This is a genomic window from Stappia sp. G46H5W (assembly GCF_058448995.1).
In genome coordinates, this window is sequence record NZ_JBZFLL010000004.1 from 564,611 (window position 1) to 584,701 (window position 20,091).

Sequence of the window (20,091 nt, forward strand, 5' to 3'; positions counted from 1 at the left end):
CCGGAACCGCCGGTCTTGCTTGCCGTCATCGTCGTGTCCTCAGATGTCGTTGGTCTGCAGCCAGAGCTCGAGCAGGGCCACCTGCCAGAGCTCGGAGCCCTGGAGCGGCGTGATGTGGGCCGTCGGGTCGGTAAAGAGGCTGTCGAGATAGTCCTTCTGGAACAGCCCGCGCTCGCGTGCCGGAGCCGAGGTCAGGGCATCCCGCACCATGTCGAGATAGGGGCCCTGAATGTACTTGAGCTGCGGCACCGGGAAGTAGCCCTTCTTGCGGTCGATCACCTCGTGCGGGACGACCTTGCGGGCCGCTTCCTTCAGGACGCCCTTGCCGCCCTGGGCCAGCTTCAGATCAGGCGGGATGCGTGCTGCGAGCTCGACCAGCTCATGGTCGAGGAAGGGAACGCGCGCCTCCAGGCCCCAGGCCATGGTCATGTTGTCGACCCGCTTGACCGGGTCGTCGACCAGCATGATCTCGGCATCGAGGCGCAGCGCCCGGTCGACCGGGGTTTCGGCCCCACCCTGCATCAGGTGAGCGGCGACGAAGTCGAGGGCCTCGTCCTTGTCCGCCATCCACTCGGGCGACAGGTGCCGGCCCATCGTCTCGCGCGAGCGGTCGAAAAAGACGCGGGCATAGTCGGCGACCACATCATTGGAGCCGGCGAGCGGGGGATACCAGTGATAGCCTCCAAACACTTCGTCGGCGCCCTGGCCCGACTGCACCACCTTGATGTGCTTGGACACCTCGCGGCTGAGCAGGAAGAAGCCGATATTGTCGTAGGAGACCATCGGTTCCGACTGGGCAGCGATGGTGTCCGGAAGCGACGTCATCAGATCGGCCGAGGGCACGAAGATCTTGTGATGGTCGGTGCCGAAGCGCTCGGCGATCAGGTCGGAATAGACGAACTCGTCGCCCTTCTCGCCATTGGCTTCCTCGAAGCCGATGGAGAAGGTCATCAGGTCCTTCTGCCCCTCCTCGGCAAGGAGGCCGACGATCAGCGAGCTGTCGACGCCGCCGGACAGCAGCACGCCGACCGGGACGTCCGAGACCATGCGGCGACGCACGGCGAGGCGCAGCGCCTCCAGCACCCGGTCGCGCCAGTCGTCGGCGGACAGGCCGCTGTCTTCCTCGCGGCGGGTGTAGGAGGCGTTCCAGTAGCGATGCTCGCTGGAGCTCCCGTCGGCTTCGATCCGGCGCACGGTCGCGGGCGGCAGCTTGCGCACGCCCGACAGGATCGTACGCGGCGCGGGCACGACCGCATGGAAGCTCATGAAGCAGGCCAGTGCCGCCCGGTCGATGCCGGTGTCGACATCGCCGCCGGCCAGCAGCGCCTGCAGGGTGGAGGCGAAGCGAATGCGCTTGCCTTTTTCTGCAAGGTAGAGCGGCTTGATGCCGAAGCGGTCGCGCGCCAGCGTGACCGAGCCGTCGCGGCGGTCATGGACGGTGAAGGCGAACATGCCGTGGAAGCGCTTCACGCAGTCGGCGCCCCAGGCGTGAAACGCCTTGAGGATCACCTCGGTGTCGCCGTGCGAGAAGAAGCTGTAGCCCTTGGCCTCCAGCTCCTTGCGCAGCTCCGGGTAGTTGTAGATGCAGCCATTGAAGACGATGGAGAGCTCCAGCGCCGGATCGGCCATGGGCTGGGCAGCTTTCTCCGACAGGTCGATGATCTTCAGCCGCCGATGGCCGAGCGCCACGGGTCCTTGTGCCATCACGCCGGATCCGTCGGGACCGCGCGGCGCCAGACGCTCGGTCATCCGGGCGACTGCCTCCGCATCCGCAAACTGTCCATCGAAGCGAAATTCGCCGGCAATACCGCACATGAAAGGAAGCCCCTTTGCTGCTTCTCGTGTTGCCGCAAGGTCCGGTTTTCCGAGGCTTGCGGATGACTTCTGCCATCGGGGCGGGCACAGGGCCCACCGGATCCGGTGGCTGGCTTGCGTTATTAGTTAGTGTACAAATCATTTGAAATCAAATCTTTTGTGGTGTAATTATTTCTGCGAGCTATCCGACGAGAATCAACCCAAGGAGAGAGCCCGTGACGGACGAACGCGGAGCAGCCCAAAAGGATGCAAGCGATGTCATTCGCTCGATCCGGCGGATCGTGCAGGCGATGGACGTGCGGTCGAAGCGGGTGGCGCGCGAAACCGGTCTGACGATCCCGCAGATCGTCGTGCTGAATGCCGTGCGGGACTTCGAGGCGGCAACGACCGCGCAGATTTCGCGCGTGGCGAATATCAGCCCTCCGACGACGGTGACGATCCTGGAAAAGCTGGAGCTGCGCGGTCTCATCACCCGGCGCCGGAGCACAGTCGACCGACGGATTGTCCATACGGAGCTGACCGAAACCGGCAAGGCGGTGCTGGCCGATGCTCCGCCGCTCATTCACAAGCGCTTCTTTTCCGGCATGGCGGCGATGAGTGCGGAGGATCAGGCCTCGATCATCCGGGCCTTCCATACGGTGGCCGACCTGCTGGAACCGGACGAACCGACGGGGGGAAGCGGGCCGGCGGAGGCCGGCCTGCCAGCCTGATCCGCCTTTCGGAGACAAAAACAGAAAAAAGGGCCGGAGCGTGTGCTCCGGCCCTTTTCGTATCGTGATGGCGGTTTGCCGGTTCAGGCAAAGACCTCGGTGACGGCCGCCCGCGTCTCCTCGACGATGCGGTCGGCCTCGGCCCGGGTCAGGCACAGCGGCGGCGCGAAGCCGAGGATGTCTCCCTGGGGCATGGCGCGGCCGATGACGCCGCGCTTCAGCAGGGCGCTGGCAACCGCCGGGCCTACCTTGGCAGAGGCATCGAAGAAGCGGCGCGAGGCCTTGTCGTCGACAAATTCCACCGCGCAGAGCAGACCTTCGCCGCGTACGTCGCCGACCTTCGCATGGCCAGCAAGGGCCGCGCTCATGGCCTGGTTGAAATAGGCGCCCGTCTCGCGGGCATTGGCGACCAGGCCCATGTCGTCGATCAGCTTGAGATTGGCGACGCCGGCTGCAGCGCCGATCGGGTGGGCGGAGTAGGTCCAGCCGTGGCCGATCGGTCCGTTCTCGTCGGTACCGCGTTCCAGCACCTCCCAGACCTTCTTGGAGATGATCGAGCCGGACAGCGGCGCATAGGCCGAGGTCAGGCCCTTGGCGATGGTGATGATGTCGGCCTCGATGCCGTAGTGATCGGAGCCGAACATGGTGCCGAGACGGCCGAAGCCGGTGACCACTTCGTCGGCGATCATCAGGATGTCGTGCTTCTTCAGCACGCGCTGGATCTGCTCCCAGTAACCGGCCGGCGGGGGCACGATGCCGCCCGTGCCCAGGACCGGCTCTGCGATGAAGGCGGCGATGGTGTCGGCGCCCTCGTTGACGATCAGCTCTTCCAACTCGGCAACGCAATGGGCCGTGAACTCGGCCTCGGTCATGTCGAGCTCAGGACGGCGGAAATAGTACGGCGCCTCGGTATGGAGCACCTGCGCAAAGGGCAGGTCGAACTTCTTGTGGAACAGCTCCAGGCCGGTGAGCGAGCCGGTCATCAGGCCGGAGCCGTGATAGCCGCGCCAGCGCGAGATGATCTTCTTCTTCTCCGGCCGGCCCAGGATGTTGTTGTAGTACCAGACCAGCTTGACGTTGGTCTCGTTGGCGTCCGAGCCGCCGAGGCCGAAATAGACCTTCGACATGTTGGACGGCGCGCGTTCCACGACCATCTTCGCCAGCGTGATGGAGGTCTCGGTGCCATGGCCGACATAGGCGTGATAGTAGGCGAGTTCCTTCGCCTGCGCAGCGATCGCCTCGGCGATCTCGGTGCGGCCGTAGCCGACATTGACGCAGTAAAGGCCGGCAAAGGCGTCGAGCAGACGGTTGCCGTCCCGGTCCTCGATGAACACGCCGTCACCGCCGGTGACGATGCGCGAGGGGCTTTCGCCGCGTGCGTGCTGTGCCAGATGGGTAGAAGGGTGGAAGAAATTCTCCCGGTCCCATTTGTCGAGCTGGTCGTTGGTCAGCATGAATAGCTCCCTTGGTTGAGGCCGGCGGGCATCAGGCCCAGTCGCGGCAGACGTATTTGAGGTCCATGAAAGCGCGCATGCCATCGGCGGCGCCTTCCCGGCCGATGCCGGATTGTTTCATGCCGCCGAAGGGGATCGGCGCGCCGGTCACCTTGGTCCGGTTGACGGCGATCATGCCGTAGCGCAGGGCCCGCGACAGGCGGTAGATGCGGCGCGGATCCTCGCTGTGAACATAGGCGATCAGGCCGTACTCGCTATCATTGGCGATCCTGACAGCCTCTTCCTCGCTGTCGAAGGGGCGGATCGCCGCAACGGGGCCGAAAGTCTCCTCGCGCATGATCAGCGCATCGTCCGGCACGTCGCACAACACCGTCGGTGCGTAGAAGAGCGGGCCGGCCGCAAGGCGCTTGCCGCCGGTGAGCAGCTTCGCGCCGCGCTCCAGCGCATCGGCGACATGTGCCTCCTGCTTGGCGACGGCGCGTTCGTTCATCAACGGGCCGATGGCCGGGTCTTCCAGTCCCGGTCCCACGGTAAGCGCGGCCGCCGCCTCGGCGAAGCGCTTGCAGAAGGCCTTGTAGAGCGGCCGCGCCACGAGGAAGCGGTTGGCGCCGAGGCAGTCCTGGCCCGAGGTTGCGAACTTCGCCTTGACGGCTTCTGCCACCGCACGCTCCAGATCCGCATCGGAGAAGACGAGGAAGGGCGCGTGGCCGCCCAGCTCCAGCACAAGGCGCTTCACCGTCGAGGCGGCCTGCCGGTAGATCAGGCGGCCGATCTCGGTGGAGCCGGTGAAGGACACGGCGCGCACGCGGGCGTCGTCCATCCAGGCGCCGACCACGGTCGCCGCATCGCCGGTCACCACATTGAAGACGCCTGCCGGAAAGCCGGCGCGCTCGGCCAGTTCCGCCAGCGCAAGCGCTGAGAACGGGGTCTCGTGCGAGGGGTGGACGAGGACGGTGCAGCCGGCGGCAAGGGCCGCCGCGGCCTTGCGGGTGATCATCGCGCAAGGGAAATTCCACGGGGTGACGAGAGCAGCGACGCCAACCGGCTCAAGCCAGGTCTCCATCTCCGCATCCGCCAGGTGCGAGGTGACGCTCTGCGTATCCGGCCTGCGGGCTTCCTCGGCGTAGAACTCGACGAAGGCAGCCGCATAGTCGATCTCGCCGCGCGCCTCGGAAATCGGTTTGCCCTGCTCCAGCGTCATCAGCCGGGCGAGATCCTCGCGATTGTCGCAGATGAGCTCGAACCAGCGGCGCAGAAGACGCGTGCGCTCCTGAGGCAGGAGGGCCGACCAGCTGGTGAAGGCCTTGTGCGCGGGGTCGATGGCAGCGCGCGCCTCATCCGCAGAGAGGCTGGCCACATCGCCGAGCCGGCTGCCGTCGGCGGGATTGCGCACCGGGAAGGTGCGGCCGTCCGTTGCCGCCGACCAGCGTCCGGCGACATAGGAGAACTGCCTGAGCAGGCGGGCGTCCTCGAGAAGAGGGGCGGTCCGTTCCGCGGATCTGGTGACCGGTGCCGTCATGTTCCGTCTCCCGCATGTGACTGGGTCGATGCGGCGCTGTTCGCCGCGACGGGGACACCATGGCGCGAAAACGGAGGAACAAGCGTCTGAAGCGGCCCGGCGAGGGAGACGATTCGTCTTTTTTGCGGCTGGCCGGCAGGCCGATCAGTCTGCCTTGCCGAGCAGCAGGTCGAGCGGCGGGGCGTGTCCCGTCTTCACCGGTTTCGTGACGATGTAGGTGTAGTAGCGGGCCAGCCCGAGCCCCTGGTCGAGCAACCGGTCGATCAGCCGCTGATAGCTGTCGACATCGCGCGTGACCACCTGCAGCAGGTAGTCGAACCCGCCCCCGAGCGCCCAGCACTGGACGATCTCCGGATAGGTCTCCACCGCCCGCTCGAAGGCCTGAAAGGCCGCCGAACTGTGGTTTTCCAGCTCAAGCGTGACGAAGACGGTGACATGGGGGGCGGTCTTGCGCAGGGCGACCTCGGCCCGATAGCCCTCGATGACCCCGGCCTTTTCCAGCCGCTTGAGCCGCTCCCAGCAGGGCGTCGGGCTGAGATTGATGCGCCGCGCGAGCTCCGCCTTGGACAGGCGGCCCTCGCGGGAAAGGACCTTCAGGATGGCGATGTCACGGTCGTCGAGGCGGATCATGCAGGGGTCATAGCGGGGTTGGGGCAGGAGAGTCCATCTGCCAGAGGATGCCACGGCGTTCAAGACGCGGCCGCGATGGTTCATTCTGACGGGTTTTCAAATGGCAGGGGGAGCGTGCACAGTGCGCCGATGATTTGCCGGATCGCCATGCGAATGTCCGGCCGTTGGGGAGTGACAGGAATGCCGGCCACCGAACTTCCGTTTTCCGATGCGGAATTCTCCAGGCGACTCGAAAAGGTGCGCAAGGAAATGCGCGAGCGGGACATCGACGTTCTGTTCGTCGAGGATCCTGCCAACATGGCCTGGCTGACCGGCTATGACGGCTGGTCGTTCTACGTCCACCAGGGCGTCCTCGTCTTCCATGACGCCGATCCCCTTTGGTGGGGCCGCCGGCAGGACGCCAACGGCGCCGTGCGCACCGTGTGGATGCCCGACGAGCGGGTTGCGTTCTATCCCGACCACTATGTGCAATCGACCGTCCGCCATCCGATGCAGACGCTGGCGGAGCTGATCCGCGAGGCCGGGCTCGGCAAGGCCCGGATCGGCGTGGAGCTGGAGAACTACTACTTTTCCGCCAAGGCCTTCCTGACCCTTCAGGAGGAACTGCCGCAGGCGACCTTCGTCGACGCGACAGCGCTGGTGAACTGGCAGCGTGCGGTGAAGTCCGACGAGGAACTTGTGTTCATGCGCCGGGCCGCGCGGATTTCGGAGAAGATCATCGACGGCATCTTCGACCGGATCCATCCCGGCATGCGCAAGACGGATCTGGTCGCCGACATCTACGCCGACGCGATCCGCGGCACGGAGGACGCCTGGGGAGATTATCCCTCGATCGTTCCGCTGCTGCCGAGCGGATCGGATGCGGCGGCGCCCCACCTGACCTGGGACGGGCGGCACATCGCCGCCGATACGGCGACGTTCTTCGAGATCGCCGGCTGCTACCGGCGCTATCACGTGCCGTTCTGCCGGACGGTCTATCTCGGCAAGCCGCCGCAATTTCTGCTGGATGCGGAAAAGGCCCTGGTCGAGGGGCTGGAGGCAGGTCTTGAGGCCGCGCGCGCCGGCAACCGGGCCAGCGATATCGCAGAGGCGCTGGGCGCTCCGCTGGAGCGGGCCGGCATCGACCGTGCCGCGCGCTGCGGCTATCCGATCGGCGTGTCCTATCCGCCGGACTGGGGCGAGCGGACGATCTCGCTGCGTCCGGGCGACGACACGGTGCTGGAAGCAGGCATGACCTTCCACTTCATGCCGGGCCTGTGGATGGACAATTGGGGGCTGGAGATCACCGAGAGCATCCTGATCCGCGAAGACGGCCCGGCGGAGTGCCTGTGCAACCGTCCGCGCGCGCTCTTCGTCAAGGATTGAGGCGGCAGGACGGACCGGTATGGCACTGATCGACGACACCAAGACCCTGCTCGGGGAGCTGATCTCCTTCGCCACCGTTTCGAGCGACGGCAATCTGGAGCTCATAGCCTGGGCCGCGGACCGGCTGGGAGACCTAGGCGCCGAGATCCGGGTGATGGTCGACGAGACCGGAAGCAAGGCCAACCTGTTCGCGACCATCGGTCCGAACGAGGATGGCGGCATCGTGCTGTCCGGCCATAGCGATGTGGTGCCGGTGGCGGATCAGGACTGGTCGTCCGATCCGTTCCGCATGCGCGAGGCGGATGGGCTGCTGTACGGGCGCGGTGCCTGCGACATGAAGGGCTTCATCGCCGCGGTCCTGGCGACGGCGCCGCTCTTTGCCGCGTCGAAGCTGTCGCGACCGGTGCATATCTGCCTGACCTATGACGAGGAGGTCGGCTGCCTGGGGGCTCGCAAACTGGTGAGCGAGTTGCCCGGCATGGGCGTGCGGCCGGCGCTCGCCGTCATCGGCGAGCCGACGGAAATGCGGATCATCGAGGGGCACAAGGGCTGCTGCGAGTACACCACGAGTTTTCGCGGCCTGGAGGGGCATGGCTCGGCTCCCGATGCCGGCGTCAACGCGGTGGAATATGCGCTGCGCTACGGCATGCGGCTGATGGAGCTGAAGGAGCAGTTGAAGGAGAGGGCGCCTGCAGCCAGCCGCTTCGATCCGCCCTGGACGACGCTCCAGCTCGGGCGGCTGATGGGCGGGGTGGCGCACAACGTCATCCCCGGGCTCGCCAGCCTCGACTGGGAGATGCGCCCGGTCACCGAGGCCGACCGTGCCTATGTGTGCGAAGCCATCGATGCCTATGTCCACGACGAGCTGCTGCCGGCCATGCGCGCCGTGCATCCGCAGGCCTCGATCCGCCGCGAGGTGGTGGGGGAAGTCGCGGGACTGGAACCGGTGGAAGAGAACGAGGCGCGCCGCATCGTCGCCGAGCTGACGGGCGCCAACGGTGCCGATGTCGTGTCCTTTGGGACGGAGGCCGGTCTTTTCCAGCAGCTGGGAATGTCGGTCGTCGTCTGCGGCCCGGGCTCGATCGCGCAGGCCCACAAGCCGGACGAGTTCGTATCGCTCGATCAGCTCGGAGCATGTCTTGCGATGCTCGAGCGGCTGGCCGGTCGTCTGCGCGCTTCCTAGGCTGCACAACGCTCCTCTGCTCAGGACGACGAGCCGGGCTCGGTTGCGACCGAGAGGCTGACGCGGTCTGCGGCAAAGCGGCTGTGGCTGGCCTGGATCGGATGCCCTTGCGCATCCACGTTGAGCGAACGGGTGAGCAGGACCACGGCACCGGGCTGCAGGGCAAGGTCCGCCCGGTCGGAGGCGGTGGCCGGGGCTGCCGAAATCTCCGTCGATTGACGCACATAATCAGCGACGCCGCAGGCCGCCAGTGCCCGCGTGATCGATCCTTCGCGGCGATAGGCGTCGGGCAGTCCGGCGAAGCGCTCGGCGTCGAACCAGTGGACGGCGCGGGACAGGGGGACCCCGTCCGCCTCGCCAAGCGTTTCGAGCCGGAGCAGCGGGGCCCCCTCGGCGAGCCGCAATTGAGCCGCAAGTTCCGGTGTCGCGCTTTCCTGCGAGACGCCGACGAGGCGCGTGACGGCCTGAGCCACCTGACCGCCGAGGCCGGCGGAAAAGCGGGTTCGGGTGCTGATCGGGTAGGTGACGCGGCGACGCGGGACGATGGTGGTGCCGCGCCCCTGCACGGTCTCCACGACGCCTTCCCGGGCAAGTGCCGCCAGGGCCTGCCGTACCGTGTGGCGGTTGACGTCGAAGCGCGCGGCCAGCACCGCCTCGGTCGGCAGGCGCCCCGTGTCGTCATGGTCGCCATTGCCGATGGCAGCGCGAATTTCGTCGGCGATCTGCCGCCACAGGGCGACCCCCGTCTGCCGTTCAATTCCGCTCATGCGTGTCCCTTCGCCGCCGCTTCGGCCCTTGCTCTTCTAGCAAGGCCGGGCGCTGACAGCCAACAACTGTCGGGGCATGTGCTTGCTCATGCCCAGGCCCAGGCCCACGGACGAGGGGCGGGCTGGCGCTGTCATGCCGTCGTCACGCGGAACTTGTAGGCTCCATTATGTCGGTTGTCTATAATACTAGACAAATATAGATGGCGGGTGTAGTCAGCCTGGAGCCCGAAGGGCATGCCGCCGCGGTTGCGGTGACTGGCAATCGTCCGGGCAAGTGCGAATTCAGGAACGGAGCGGCAGATGGCGGAAGCTGAAACGCAAAGCGAGGCGGGGCCTGGCCTCAAGCGGCTGATGGACGTGCTGGCGGCTTCTCCCGGCGTGGAGATCGCGGCCTGCGCGGCGGCGCTCGGCGATCTGCCGGAGGCGATGCCGGTGCGCGGGCCTGAGATCGGCCTGGTCATGGTGCGCGGCCGCATCGGTGGTGATGGCGCTCCTTTCAACCTCGGCGAGGCGGCGGTGACACGGGCCACCGTCCGGCTTGCCGGCGGCACTGTCGGCCATGCCTATGCGCTCGGGCAGGACCGGGCGAAGGCGCGCCTTTGTGCAGTGCTTGCCGCGATGTGGAGCGAGGGCGCGCGCCGCGACGAAATCGAGGCGCAGGTGCTGGCGCCGCTGGCAGCGGCTCGTGCGGGCGAGATCTCCCGCGTCAAGCGCGAGGCGGCGGCCACCCGCGTCGACTTCTTCACAATGGTCCGGGGAGACGACTGATGTCCGAAGCCCTTCTTTCCACGGTTGCCGTCTCCGGCGGCTTCAACGGTCCGGTTTTCGAGGCGCAGGCCGTCTTTCGCGCCCTGATGGATGCGATGGCCCGCCCCGGCACCGTTCATGATCTTCCCGTCTCCATCGCGCCGCCCGCGCCGCTGGGGCAGGGCTCCGGGGCAGTGGCGCTGGCGATGTGCGATCCCGATACGCCGGTCTGGCTCGGCGAAGGGGCCGACAGCGAGAGCGTGCGGGCCTGGCTGTCCTTCCAGTGCGGTGCGCCGGTGGTGCTGGGGGCCGAAAGGTCCGCTTTCGCCTTCGCAAGGGGCGCGAACATGCCGGCAATGGACGCCTTTGCCGTCGGAACGCAGGAATATCCCGACCGCTCGACGACGCTGGTGGTCGAGGTGGAGGCGCTGGAGGGCGGCGTGCGCCTGATGCTGGAGGGGCCCGGCATCGACGGTCAGCGGATCGTGGGGCCGGTCGGTCTGCCGGAAGATTTCGTGGCTCAACGCGCCGCGAACCGGGCGCTCTTTCCGCGCGGTGTCGATGTCGTGCTCGTCGCGGGGCTGCGCATGATGGCGCTGCCGCGCAGCACGGTCGTATCCCATGCCAACGAGACGGAGGCGGGCTGATGTATGTCGCAGTCAAGGGCGGCGAGGCGGCCATTGCCAACGCCCACAAGATGCTGGCCGACCGTCGCCGCGGCGACCGGTCCCTTCCCTCGATCACCGTCGAACAGCTCGTCGAGCAGCTGGCGCTGGCCGTCGACCGGGTGATGGCGGAAGCCTCCCTCTACGCGCCTGAGCTTGCCGCGCTGGCCGTCAAGCAGGCGCGGGGCGACATGATCGAAGCGATCTTCCTGCTGCGCGCCTATCGCACGACCCTGCCGCGCTTCGGTGCCTCGCTGCCGGTCGAGACCGGCGAGATGGTTGCCGAGCGGCGGGTTTCGGCCACCTACAAGGATTTGCCCGGGGGACAGGTTCTCGGTCCGACCTTCGACTACACGCATCGCCTGCTCGATCCTGCCCTTGCCGGCGACGAGACGGTGGCGCCGGCCCCGGCGCGCGAAAGCGAAGGCGAGCCGCTGACCCGCGTCGCCGACATTCTGGCGCAGGAAGACCTGATCGAGCGGGCCTATTCGGGAGACCCGGCCGAGATGCCGCAGGAACCCTCCGGCGACCTGACGCGCGAGCCGATGGAGTTTCCGATGGCGCGCGATCTGCGCCTTCAGGCTCTTGCGCGCGGCGATGAGGGGTTTTTGCTGGCCCTCGGCTATTCCACCCAGCGCGGCTACGGGCGCACGCATCCCTTCGCTGGCGAGATCCGCATCGGCGAGGTTGAGGTAGAGATCGACGTGCCCGAGCTCGGTTTTGCCGTCTCGCTCGGCCGCATCCGCGTGACCGAATGCCAGATGGTCAACCAGTTCGCCGGCTCGGCGAAACTGCCGCCGCAGTTCACCCGCGGCTATGGCCTGGTGTTTGGCCAGTCGGAGCGCAAGGCGATGGCGATGGCACTCGTCGACCGGTCGCTGCGCGCCGGCGAGCTGGGCGAGGACCGCGTTGCCCCGGCGCAGGACGAGGAATTCGTCATCTCCCATGCCGACAACGTCCAGGCGACGGGCTTCGTCGAGCATCTGAAACTGCCGCACTATGTCGACTTCCAGGCGGAGCTGGATCTCGTCCGCCGGATGCGGGCTGAGTTCGAGGCGCGGCAGACACGTGAAAGCGACACGCAGGAGGCTGCCGAATGAGCGCTGCAACCGCACTCGGCGACGACCTCGCCACCTACAACTTCGCCTATCTGGACGAGCAGACGAAGCGGATGATCCGCCGGGCCATTCTCAAGGCCATCGCCATTCCCGGATACCAGGTGCCCTTTGCCAGTCGCGAGATGCCCATGCCTTATGGCTGGGGCACCGGCGGCGTGCAGGTGACTGCCTCGATCCTCGGGCCGCAGGACGTCCTGAAGGTCATCGACCAGGGGGCGGACGACACCACCAATGCGGTGTCGATCCGTGCGTTCTTCCAGAAGGTGGCCAGCGTCGCGGTGACCACGAAAACGCGCGAGGCGACGATCATCCAGACGCGCCACCGCATCCCGGAAGAGAAGCTGCAGGCCGGACAGGTGCTGGTCTACCAGGTGCCGATCCCCGAGCCGCTGCGCTTCCTGGAACCGCGCGAGACCGAGACGCGCAAGATGCATGCGCTCGAGGAATACGGCCTGATGCACGTCAAGCTGTACGAGGATATCGCCCGTCACGGCCATATCGCGACCACCTATGCCTATCCGGTGCTGGTGTCGGGTCGCTATGTGATGGATCCCTCGCCGACGCCCAAGTTCGACAACCCGAAGATGGACATGAGCGAGGCGCTGCAGCTGTTCGGTGCGGGTCGCGAGAAGCGGATCTACGCCATTCCGCCGCACACAAGAGTGGTCAGCCTCGATTTCGAGGACCATCCCTTCGAGATCCAGACATTCGATGAGCCCTGCGCCTTGTGCGGCGCGGAGGGCGTCTATCTCGACGAAGTGATCCTCGACGACCGCGGCGGGCGGATGTTCGTCTGCTCGGACACCGACCATTGCGAAGACCGCCGCGCGGCCGGCCATCGCGGCAGCATGTCGCCGGAGGAGGCCTATACGGGCCATGGCAAGGGTGAAGGGGAGGCAGCGCGATGACGATGCTGGATGAAACGCCGCTGCTGAGCGTTGCGGGACTGTCGCGCTATTACGGTGAGCGGGTCGGCTGCCGGGATGTCTCGTTCGAGGTCTACCCGGGCGAGGTGCTGGCCATCGTCGGTGAGAGCGGCTCTGGCAAGACGACGCTGCTCAACTGCATCTCGACGCGGCTGGAGCCGAGTGCGGGCAGCGTCAGCTACCGCATGCGGGACGGCGAGAGCCGCGATCTCTACCGGATGAGCGAGGCCGAACGGCGCCTCTTGATGCGCACGGACTGGGGCTTTGTGCACCAGAACCCGGCGGACGGGCTGCGCATGACCGTGTCGGCCGGCGCCAATGTCGGCGAGCGGCTGATGGCCGTCGGCGAGCGGCACTACGGCCGCATTCGCGACACCGCCACCCACTGGCTGTCGCGGGTGGAGATCGCCGCCGACCGCATCGACGATCAGCCGCGCGCCTTTTCAGGCGGCATGCGCCAGCGGCTGCAGATCGCCCGAAACCTCGTGACCGGACCGCGCCTCGTGTTCATGGATGAGCCGACCGGCGGTCTCGACGTGTCGGTCCAGGCGCGTCTGCTCGATCTGCTGCGCGGTCTCGTCAACGACCTCGGTCTTGCCGCCATCGTCGTCACCCACGATCTCGCGGTCGCCCGGCTGCTGTCGCACCGGATGATCGTGATGAAGGATGGCCGGGTGGTCGAGGAAGGACTGACCGACCGGGTGCTCGACGATCCGCAGGCGCCCTACACCCAGCTTCTCGTCTCTTCCATTCTGCAGGTGTGACCATGTCCGATCTCGTCAGCCGCGAAGCCGGCACCGTCGCCGTGCGGGCAAGTGCCCTGTCCAAGTCCTTCCATATGCACCTGCAGGGCGGTCTCGAACTGCCGGTGGTGGAGGGTGCGTCCTTCGAGGTGCATGCCGGAGAATGCGTCGTGCTCGGCGGCCCGTCGGGCGCCGGCAAGAGCTCCATCCTCAAGATGCTCTATGGCAACTATGCCGCAACGGGCGGCGAGATCCTGATCCGCCACGGCGAGGCGATGGTCGATCTGGTTGCGGCCTCGCCGCGGCTGGTGCTGGCCATCCGCTGCGAGACCCTCGGCTATGTCAGCCAGTTCCTGCGCACCGTTCCGCGCGTTGCGGCAATCGACGTGGTCGCCGAGCCGCTGGTTGCGCGCGGCATCGATGCAGCCACCGCGCGGGAGCGGGCTGCACGGACGCTCGAGCGGCTCAACCTGCCGCAGCGTCTCTGGCAGCTGCCGCCAGCGACCTTTTCCGGCGGCGAGCAGCAGCGCGTGAACATCGCCCGCGGCTTCATCACCGATCATCCGGTGTTGCTGCTCGACGAGCCGACCGCCTCGCTCGATGCGGCCAACCGGCGCGTGGTGATCGAGATGATCGCTCAGAAGAAGGTGCAGGGCGTCGCGCAGATCGGCATCTTCCACGACGAGGAAGTGCGCGAGGCTGTCGCAGACCGGATCATCGACGTGCGCGGCTTCGCGCCGGCGCGCGCAGCCTGAGGGGCGGGGCATGGCACGACTTTCCGAAACTCCGTTCATCCATCAGACCGCCGAGGTCAGCGACTGCGAGTTCGGCCGCTACACCGAGGTGGATGCCCGGGTCAGCATCAGCGAGACCCGCATGGATGATTATTCCTATGTGATGCGCGACGCGATGATCTGGAACGCGGAGATCGGCAAGTTCGCGAACATCGCCGCCTGCGTGCGGATCAATGCCACCCATCATCCGATGGAGCGGGCAACGCTGCACCATTTCACCTATCGCGCGAACGACTATTGGGACGATGCCGAGCAGGAGGCCGACTTCTTCCGGCGGCGCCGTGCGCTGCGGGTCCGGATCGGTCACGACACCTGGATCGGCCACGGTGCCACCATCCTGCCCGGCGTGTCGGTCGGCGATGGCGCGGTGATCGGATCGGGGGCCGTCGTGTCGCGCGATGTCGCGCCGTATACCATTGTCGGCGGCGTTCCCGCGCGGTTGATCCGGGAGCGTTTTCCGGCCGATGTCGTGGCGCGCATGCAGGCGCTTGCCTGGTGGGACTGGAGCCATGAACGCTTGCGCGAAACGCTCGAAGACTTTCGAAATCTCGATGCTCAGGCGTTTCTGGACCGTTACGAGGCAATTCAGTGAAGTCATGAGCCGGCGCATTGCTTTTTCGGAGCCGGGAAACGTCAGGGAATTGTCATAAAACCGCAGATTCCCTGTCATCTATACAGGATACGCAAGCTTCAATCATCAGGATTGAGGCGCAAATGTTCAAGCTCGACGGTGTGACGCGAAAGTTCGGATTGCTGACCGCGGTGGATGGCGTGACGCTGGACATTCCGGACGGACAGATGGTCGGTGTCATCGGCCGTTCGGGTGCCGGCAAGTCCACCTTGCTGCGGATGCTCAACCGGCTGGTCGATCCGAATGGCGGACGGATCCTGTTCCGCGACACCGAGGTCTCGGCGCTGTCGGGATCGGCGTTGCGCTCGTGGCGGCGCGACTGCGCGATGGTGTTCCAGCAGTTCAACCTCGTGCCGCGCCTCGACGTGGTGTCGAATGTGCTGCACGGCACGCTCAATGCCCGCTCGACCCTTTCGACCGTGTTCAACCTGTTTCCCAAGGCCGACATCCTGCGCGCCATCGACATCCTGGAGCGGCTGGGCGTGGCCGAGCATGCGCTGAAGCGGGCCGAGGCCCTGTCGGGTGGCCAGCAGCAGCGTGTGGCGATTGCCCGCGCGCTGATGCAATCGCCGAAGGTGCTGCTTGCTGACGAGCCCATCGCTTCGCTCGACCCGTTGAATGCCAAGATCGTCATGGATGCGCTCAAGGACATCAACGAGCGCGAAGGGATCACCGTCATCACCAACCTGCACACGCTGGATACCGCACGCACCTATTGCGAGCGGATCATCGGCATGTCGCTGGGGCGGGTCGTGTTCGACGGCACCGCGAATGAGCTGACAGCCGAAGCGGTGCGCGAGATCTACGGCACCGATGGCGAGGGCAACGAAATCTCCGAGGCCATCACCTCGACCAGCATCACCGCCACGCCGATGCCGGCTGCGGTGGTCTCCCCATCCCCGGCCATGCTGCGGACGGCCTCCGCCTCCGCCTGAGCCGCAGGATCCGGCGCGGCTCTCCGCGCGCGGTCACACGCAACGAACACCAAACGACCTCTTTCAGGAGACGTCATATGCTCAGGAAGCTTCTCTTGGCCGCCACCGCGGTCGCGACCATGTCTGTCGGTGCAACGGCGCAGGAGATCACCGAGTTCCGCATCGGCGTTCTCGGCGGCGAGAACGCCCAGGACCGCCTGGCCTCCAACGAGTGCCTGCGCTCCTATGTGCAGGACCTGCTCGGCGTCGAGACCAAGATCTTCACCCCGGCCGACTATGACGGCGTGATCCAGGGCCTGCTCGGCGGCTCCATCGACCTGGCCTGGCTCGGCGCTTCGGGCTACGCGAAGACCTACCTGACCGATCCGGAAGCGGTCGATGTCGTGCTGGTCAAGACCAACCTCGACGGCTCGTTCTCGTATCACTCCATCGGTTTTGCCCGCAAGGATAGCGGCATCGCCTCGCTGGCCGACATGAAGGGCAAGAAGTTCGGCTTCGGTGACCCGAACTCGACCTCCGGCTACCTGATCCCGTCCATCGAGATCCCGCAGCAGACCGGCGCTTCCATGGAAAACGGCGCCTATTTCGGCGAAGTGGTCTTCACCGGCGGTCATGAGCAGACCATCGTTGCCGTGAAGAACGGCGATGTCGACGGCGGCGTGACCTGGGCCGACGGCCAGGGCGAGTGGATCGACGGCTACAATTCCGGCGCCCTGCGCAAGGCGGTCGATGCCGGTCTCGTCGACATGAACGACCTGGTCGAGATCTGGCGCTCGAAGCCGATCCCGGAAGGTCCGGTCGTCCTGCGCCGCGCCCTGCCGGCCGACGTCAAGGAGAAGGTCACGCAGCTTCTGAAGGACCTGCACGGCAAGGATCCGGAGTGCGCCTACAACGTGGCCGCCGGCGAGACCGCGGGCTTCGCCCCGATCACCCACGACGCCTACGAGTCGATCATCGCGGTCCGCAAGGCCAAGAGCAACTGATCGACCGATCTTCGTGACAGCCGGGCGGGACCCTTGGTCCCGCCCGTGCGCTTTGGCCCATGCCAATGGTAGCAGGACTTCATGACGGACACGGCTTCCGCTAGGTCGGGCGATATCCGCGCCGACTATCTCGCCCATGCCCGCCAGCGGCAGATGTACAGCGGCATCCTGCTGCTGGTCTTCACCCTGCTGATGGTATCGGGCTTCCAGCTTGCCGATGCCCGCAATGCCGGCGGCTTCTGGGCCGGCATCCACCAGTTCTTCGACTTCCCGTCAGAGGTGGTGAGCGAGGCGATCGCCAAGGCCGGCAACCTGCCGGGCCTGATGTGGACGTTTCTGCCGTCCCTGATCGAGACCATCAACATTGCCGGCGTGGCGACGCTGATCGGAGCCTGCGGGGGCGCGCTGCTGTCGCTGCTGTCGACGCGCGGGCTGGCGCGGTTTCCCGCGCTGATCCCCGTGTTCCGGAGGCTGATGGATGCGATGCGGGCGATCCCCGAGATCGTCATCGCCCTCGTGCTCATCTTTCTGCTCGGCGGCGGGCCGGTGCCGGCGATGATCGCCATCGCCTTCCACACCACGGGGGCACTGGGCAAGCTGTTCTCGGAAGTGAGCGAGAACGCCGACCGCAAGCCGGTCGAGGGGCTCGCCTCGGCGGGCGCGAGCTGGAGCCAGTCGATGTGGCTCGGCGTGCTGCCGCAGGTCCTGCCGAACTGGCTTTCCTATGCGCTCCTGCGCTTCGAGATCAATGTGCGTGCCTCCGCCATTCTGGGTTTCGTCGGCTCTGGCGGCATCGGTTACGACCTCAAGACAGCGATGCAGTGGGGGCAGGGCCGCTACGACCAGGTTGTCGCGATCTTCCTGCTGCTCTTCGCCACCATCGTCGTCATCGACCAGGTGTCGAGCCATTTCCGGCACAAGCTGGTGAAGGGGCACTGACATGACTGCCATGATCTCCACAGCGCAGGCCGGCCCGCTCGGCGACGCGGCGGTTGCCGCCTTCGACCGCAAGCGGCGGCTTGCCTTCACCATCCCTGCGGTGGTTCTCCTCTACCTGGCCTACGTGTTCTTCGCCTTCGACATTCCGGGCATCGTCGCCAATGCGAGGACCGACAATGCGGCGATCCTCCTGTCCGACTTCTGGAGCCACAAGACCCATGTCACGCGGGACAACCGCACCGGCAACGTCACCGTGGCCATCGAAGGCGAGAACAAGGGCACCTATCCGCCCGGCCGTCTGCCCGACTGGGTAGGCATGCAGGATGGCGTCTCCCGGATCGATCTCGGCGAGGGCTACGAAGTCGTCTACGAGGGCGAGGGCGCGCGTTTCACTGTTCCCGATTACGGCGTGATCCGCGTCGAGCCGGAGGGGCGGGGCATCCGTCTGGAACTGCCGGAGGGCGAGGTTCCGGGTTGGATCAACGCATCGTCCGCCCGCGTCACCGCGACGACACCACAGGGGCGGTTCTCGATGACCCGCAACCGGACCGAGACTTTCCGCTACGAGCCGGGCTGGGAGCTGTTCTTCTTCACGCTCGACAGTCCGTTCAGCGGCCGGTCGGTGTCCGAGCTGGCAGGTCTCGCCGTCTCGGGCGAGCGCATCGATCCGGCAAGGCCGAACATCGCCTACATGCTCTCGGAATTCTGGACCAACAAGATGTGGCGGCACGGTGACGTCGCCTGGGCTCTGTTCGAGACGGTACTGATGGCGTTCCTGGGAACCATGGGCGCGGCGCTGGTTGCACTGCCGCTCGCGTTCCTCGCCGCGTCCAACTTCACGCCCGCACGGATCGTGCGCTTTGCGCTCAGGCGTGTGTTTGACTTCGTGCGCGGCGTCGACGGGCTGATCTGGACCATCATCCTCAGCCGCGCCTTCGGGCCCGGTCCGCTGACGGGATCGCTGGCGATCCTGATGACGGACACCGGCTCCTTCGGCAAGTTGTTCTCGGAGGCGCTGGAAAACATCGACCGCAAGCAGGTAGAAGGTGTCCAGTCGACCGGCGCCTCGCCGATCCAGCAGGCGCGCTTCGGCGTGATGCCGCAGATCGTGCCGGTGCTGCTCAGCCAGGTTCTCTACTTCCTGGAATCGAACACGCGCAGCGCCACCGTGATCGGTGCCATCGTCGGCGGCGGTATCGGCCTGCTGCTCACCCAGGCGATCATCACCCAGAAGGACTGGGAGGAGGTCAGCTACTACATCGTCCTTATCGTCCTGATGGTGATGGCGATGGACAGCCTGTCCGGATGGCTCAGAGGCCTGTTGATCGGTCGGACCGGTCGGACGTAAGTTTGACGGCTTACTGTCGGGGACTCTCCCGGCAGGTCCTGCCCGTCACCGGAGCCGGTGCATGGCGTTGCGGCCCCTGGCGCAGATGTCCTGACCGGCTTTCGGCTCCACGAAAAGCGGAACGTATGCGATACGCGATCTACTTCACGCCCGATGCCGGGCATCCGCTGGTCCGCGCGGCCGAGGACTGGCTCGGCCGCAGCGCATTCGGCCGTACGGTCGAGCCGGCGGATATCGGCGGGTTCTCGCCGCAGGCCCGGGCCGGCCTGATCGCCTCTGCGGTGCGCTACGGCTTTCACGGGACGCTGAAGGCGCCGTTCCGTCTGGCTGCAGGGCGGAGCGAGAACGAACTGGTTGCCGCTTTCGATGCCTTCTGCGGCACGACGCGGCCCATCGCTCCCGTGAGCTTGAAGCTGTCGGACCTCGACGGCTTCTTCGCGCTGACGCCCGCCGGCCCGGTGGACGAGCTGAACGGGTTGGCTAGCGGCATCGTGCGGCACTTCGAGCCGTTCCGGGCGCCTCTTACCGAGGCGGAGATCGCGCGCCGCAGACCGGAGAGGTTGTCGCCGCACCAGCGGGAGCTGCTCGAGAGCTGGGGCTATCCCTATATTTTCGACGCATTCCGCTTCCACATGACGCTCAGCGACCGGCTGGACGGCGAGACGGCAGTTGCCGTTCGCCGGGCTTTGGACGAGCAGTTCGATGCACTGGTGGCGAGCCCGGTTGCCTTCGACCGGCTGGCGATCTTCGCGGAGCCGGCTCCAGGTGCTCCCTTCATCTGCCTGCATCAGGCGCCGCTTGCGGGAACAGGCGGCTGAC

At 66.4% G+C, this 20,091-nt stretch carries 20 protein-coding genes; 15 read left to right on the forward strand and 5 right to left on the reverse strand.

Going from position 1 to position 20,091, the window contains the following annotated elements:
- Window positions 1-39 precede the first annotated feature (39 nt).
- Window positions 40-1,815, reverse strand: a complete 1,776-nt coding sequence (locus ACVJ6E_RS15465) for an N-acetylglutaminylglutamine amidotransferase (protein WP_120269314.1) — start codon at window positions 1,813-1,815, stop codon at window positions 40-42.
- Window positions 1,816-2,030: 215 nt separating this feature from the next.
- Here ACVJ6E_RS15465 and ACVJ6E_RS15470 point away from each other — a divergent pair, with 215 nt between their 5' ends.
- Window positions 2,031-2,525: a MarR family transcriptional regulator gene (locus ACVJ6E_RS15470; protein WP_199681248.1), complete on the forward strand. Its 495-nt coding sequence runs from the start codon at window positions 2,031-2,033 to the stop codon at window positions 2,523-2,525.
- An 83-nt stretch (window positions 2,526-2,608) separates the two neighbouring features.
- Here ACVJ6E_RS15470 and ACVJ6E_RS15475 read toward each other — a convergent pair whose 3' ends face one another.
- From ACVJ6E_RS15475 to ACVJ6E_RS15485, 3 genes are all read right to left on the reverse strand, one after another.
- Window positions 2,609-3,979: an aspartate aminotransferase family protein gene (locus ACVJ6E_RS15475; RefSeq protein ID WP_120269313.1), complete on the reverse strand. Its 1,371-nt coding sequence runs from the start codon at window positions 3,977-3,979 to the stop codon at window positions 2,609-2,611.
- Between the two features lie 31 nt (window positions 3,980-4,010).
- Window positions 4,011-5,498 (reverse strand): NAD-dependent succinate-semialdehyde dehydrogenase, encoded by a 1,488-nt coding sequence (locus tag ACVJ6E_RS15480; RefSeq protein ID WP_120269312.1) that lies wholly within the window; start codon window positions 5,496-5,498, stop codon window positions 4,011-4,013.
- A gap of 144 nt (window positions 5,499-5,642) precedes the next feature.
- Entirely contained in the window at window positions 5,643-6,128 is a 486-nt protein-coding gene (locus tag ACVJ6E_RS15485) for an Lrp/AsnC family transcriptional regulator (RefSeq protein ID WP_199681246.1), read from the reverse strand.
- Between the two features lie 180 nt (window positions 6,129-6,308).
- Here ACVJ6E_RS15485 and doeA point away from each other — a divergent pair, with 180 nt between their 5' ends.
- Together doeA and argE are read left to right on the forward strand one after the other, a co-directional pair.
- Entirely contained in the window at window positions 6,309-7,493 is a 1,185-nt protein-coding gene (gene doeA / locus ACVJ6E_RS15490) for an ectoine hydrolase DoeA (protein WP_120269311.1), read from the forward strand.
- Between the two features lie 19 nt (window positions 7,494-7,512).
- A complete protein-coding gene (gene argE / locus ACVJ6E_RS15495) occupies window positions 7,513-8,676 on the forward strand; it encodes an acetylornithine deacetylase (protein WP_199681244.1) in 1,164 nt (387 codons plus the stop codon).
- 20 nt (window positions 8,677-8,696) lie between these two features.
- Here the strand turns inward: argE and phnF are convergent, their stop codons facing one another.
- On the reverse strand, window positions 8,697-9,443 hold the full coding sequence (phnF, locus tag ACVJ6E_RS15500) for a phosphonate metabolism transcriptional regulator PhnF (protein WP_097174760.1): 747 nt from the start codon (window positions 9,441-9,443) through the stop codon (window positions 8,697-8,699).
- Window positions 9,444-9,743: 300 nt separating this feature from the next.
- On the opposite strand from phnF, the gene phnG reads away from it, so the two are divergent.
- The 12 genes from phnG (at window position 9,744) to ACVJ6E_RS15560 (ending at window position 20,090) form a co-directional block, all read left to right on the forward strand.
- Complete coding sequence (gene phnG, locus ACVJ6E_RS15505) at window positions 9,744-10,211, forward strand: phosphonate C-P lyase system protein PhnG (protein ID WP_120269310.1); 468 nt, start codon at window positions 9,744-9,746, stop codon at window positions 10,209-10,211.
- Window positions 10,211-10,837, forward strand: a complete 627-nt coding sequence (gene phnH / locus ACVJ6E_RS15510; RefSeq protein WP_120269309.1) for a phosphonate C-P lyase system protein PhnH — start codon at window positions 10,211-10,213, stop codon at window positions 10,835-10,837. Before phnG ends, phnH begins: the two co-directional genes overlap by 1 nt.
- A complete protein-coding gene (locus ACVJ6E_RS15515; RefSeq protein ID WP_120269308.1) occupies window positions 10,837-11,955 on the forward strand; it encodes a carbon-phosphorus lyase complex subunit PhnI in 1,119 nt (372 codons plus the stop codon). Before phnH ends, ACVJ6E_RS15515 begins: the two co-directional genes overlap by 1 nt.
- Window positions 11,952-12,881 (forward strand): alpha-D-ribose 1-methylphosphonate 5-phosphate C-P-lyase PhnJ, encoded by a 930-nt coding sequence (locus ACVJ6E_RS15520; RefSeq protein WP_120269307.1) that lies wholly within the window; start codon window positions 11,952-11,954, stop codon window positions 12,879-12,881. The genes ACVJ6E_RS15515 and ACVJ6E_RS15520 overlap by 4 nt, the downstream gene beginning before the upstream one ends.
- A gap of 5 nt (window positions 12,882-12,886) precedes the next feature.
- Entirely contained in the window at window positions 12,887-13,663 is a 777-nt protein-coding gene (gene phnK, locus ACVJ6E_RS15525; RefSeq protein ID WP_171901438.1) for a phosphonate C-P lyase system protein PhnK, read from the forward strand.
- 2 nt (window positions 13,664-13,665) lie between these two features.
- A complete protein-coding gene (gene phnL / locus ACVJ6E_RS15530; protein ID WP_120269306.1) occupies window positions 13,666-14,397 on the forward strand; it encodes a phosphonate C-P lyase system protein PhnL in 732 nt (243 codons plus the stop codon).
- 10 nt (window positions 14,398-14,407) lie between these two features.
- Complete coding sequence (locus tag ACVJ6E_RS15535) at window positions 14,408-15,028, forward strand: DapH/DapD/GlmU-related protein (protein ID WP_120269305.1); 621 nt, start codon at window positions 14,408-14,410, stop codon at window positions 15,026-15,028.
- Window positions 15,029-15,150: 122 nt separating this feature from the next.
- Window positions 15,151-16,002: a phosphonate ABC transporter ATP-binding protein gene (phnC, locus tag ACVJ6E_RS15540; RefSeq protein ID WP_120269304.1), complete on the forward strand. Its 852-nt coding sequence runs from the start codon at window positions 15,151-15,153 to the stop codon at window positions 16,000-16,002.
- Window positions 16,003-16,079: 77 nt separating this feature from the next.
- Window positions 16,080-16,985, forward strand: coding sequence for a phosphonate ABC transporter substrate-binding protein (gene phnD / locus ACVJ6E_RS15545; RefSeq protein WP_067335687.1), 906 nt, complete (start codon window positions 16,080-16,082; stop codon window positions 16,983-16,985).
- Window positions 16,986-17,066: 81 nt separating this feature from the next.
- A complete protein-coding gene (phnE, locus tag ACVJ6E_RS15550) occupies window positions 17,067-17,924 on the forward strand; it encodes a phosphonate ABC transporter, permease protein PhnE (protein WP_120269303.1) in 858 nt (285 codons plus the stop codon).
- A gap of 1 nt (window position 17,925) precedes the next feature.
- Window positions 17,926-19,272, forward strand: coding sequence for a phosphonate ABC transporter, permease protein PhnE (phnE, locus tag ACVJ6E_RS15555; RefSeq protein WP_120269302.1), 1,347 nt, complete (start codon window positions 17,926-17,928; stop codon window positions 19,270-19,272).
- A 125-nt stretch (window positions 19,273-19,397) separates the two neighbouring features.
- Window positions 19,398-20,090: a DUF1045 domain-containing protein gene (locus ACVJ6E_RS15560; protein ID WP_120269301.1), complete on the forward strand. Its 693-nt coding sequence runs from the start codon at window positions 19,398-19,400 to the stop codon at window positions 20,088-20,090.
- Window position 20,091 lies beyond the last annotated feature (1 nt).

What these genes read in the sequence shown, in the direction of transcription:
- ACVJ6E_RS15465 (WP_120269314.1), bottom strand. Translation starts at nt 1,815, where the DNA reads ATGTGCGGTATTGCCGGCGAATTTCGCTTCGATGGACAGTTTGCGGAT.
- ACVJ6E_RS15475 (WP_120269313.1), bottom strand. Translation starts at nt 3,979, where the DNA reads ATGCTGACCAACGACCAGCTCGACAAATGGGACCGGGAGAATTTCTTC.
- ACVJ6E_RS15480 (WP_120269312.1), bottom strand. Translation starts at nt 5,498, where the DNA reads ATGACGGCACCGGTCACCAGATCCGCGGAACGGACCGCCCCTCTTCTC.
- ACVJ6E_RS15485 (WP_199681246.1), bottom strand. Translation starts at nt 6,128, where the DNA reads ATGATCCGCCTCGACGACCGTGACATCGCCATCCTGAAGGTCCTTTCC.
- doeA (WP_120269311.1), top strand. Translation starts at nt 6,309, where the DNA reads ATGCCGGCCACCGAACTTCCGTTTTCCGATGCGGAATTCTCCAGGCGA.
- argE (WP_199681244.1), top strand. Translation starts at nt 7,513, where the DNA reads ATGGCACTGATCGACGACACCAAGACCCTGCTCGGGGAGCTGATCTCC.
- phnF (WP_097174760.1), bottom strand. Translation starts at nt 9,443, where the DNA reads ATGAGCGGAATTGAACGGCAGACGGGGGTCGCCCTGTGGCGGCAGATC.
- phnG (WP_120269310.1), top strand. Translation starts at nt 9,744, where the DNA reads ATGGCGGAAGCTGAAACGCAAAGCGAGGCGGGGCCTGGCCTCAAGCGG.
- phnH (WP_120269309.1), top strand. Translation starts at nt 10,211, where the DNA reads ATGTCCGAAGCCCTTCTTTCCACGGTTGCCGTCTCCGGCGGCTTCAAC.
- ACVJ6E_RS15515 (WP_120269308.1), top strand. Translation starts at nt 10,837, where the DNA reads ATGTATGTCGCAGTCAAGGGCGGCGAGGCGGCCATTGCCAACGCCCAC.
- ACVJ6E_RS15520 (WP_120269307.1), top strand. Translation starts at nt 11,952, where the DNA reads ATGAGCGCTGCAACCGCACTCGGCGACGACCTCGCCACCTACAACTTC.
- phnL (WP_120269306.1), top strand. Translation starts at nt 13,666, where the DNA reads ATGTCCGATCTCGTCAGCCGCGAAGCCGGCACCGTCGCCGTGCGGGCA.
- ACVJ6E_RS15535 (WP_120269305.1), top strand. Translation starts at nt 14,408, where the DNA reads ATGGCACGACTTTCCGAAACTCCGTTCATCCATCAGACCGCCGAGGTC.
- phnC (WP_120269304.1), top strand. Translation starts at nt 15,151, where the DNA reads ATGTTCAAGCTCGACGGTGTGACGCGAAAGTTCGGATTGCTGACCGCG.
- phnD (WP_067335687.1), top strand. Translation starts at nt 16,080, where the DNA reads ATGCTCAGGAAGCTTCTCTTGGCCGCCACCGCGGTCGCGACCATGTCT.
- phnE (WP_120269303.1), top strand. Translation starts at nt 17,067, where the DNA reads ATGACGGACACGGCTTCCGCTAGGTCGGGCGATATCCGCGCCGACTAT.
- phnE (WP_120269302.1), top strand. Translation starts at nt 17,926, where the DNA reads ATGACTGCCATGATCTCCACAGCGCAGGCCGGCCCGCTCGGCGACGCG.
- ACVJ6E_RS15560 (WP_120269301.1), top strand. Translation starts at nt 19,398, where the DNA reads ATGCGATACGCGATCTACTTCACGCCCGATGCCGGGCATCCGCTGGTC.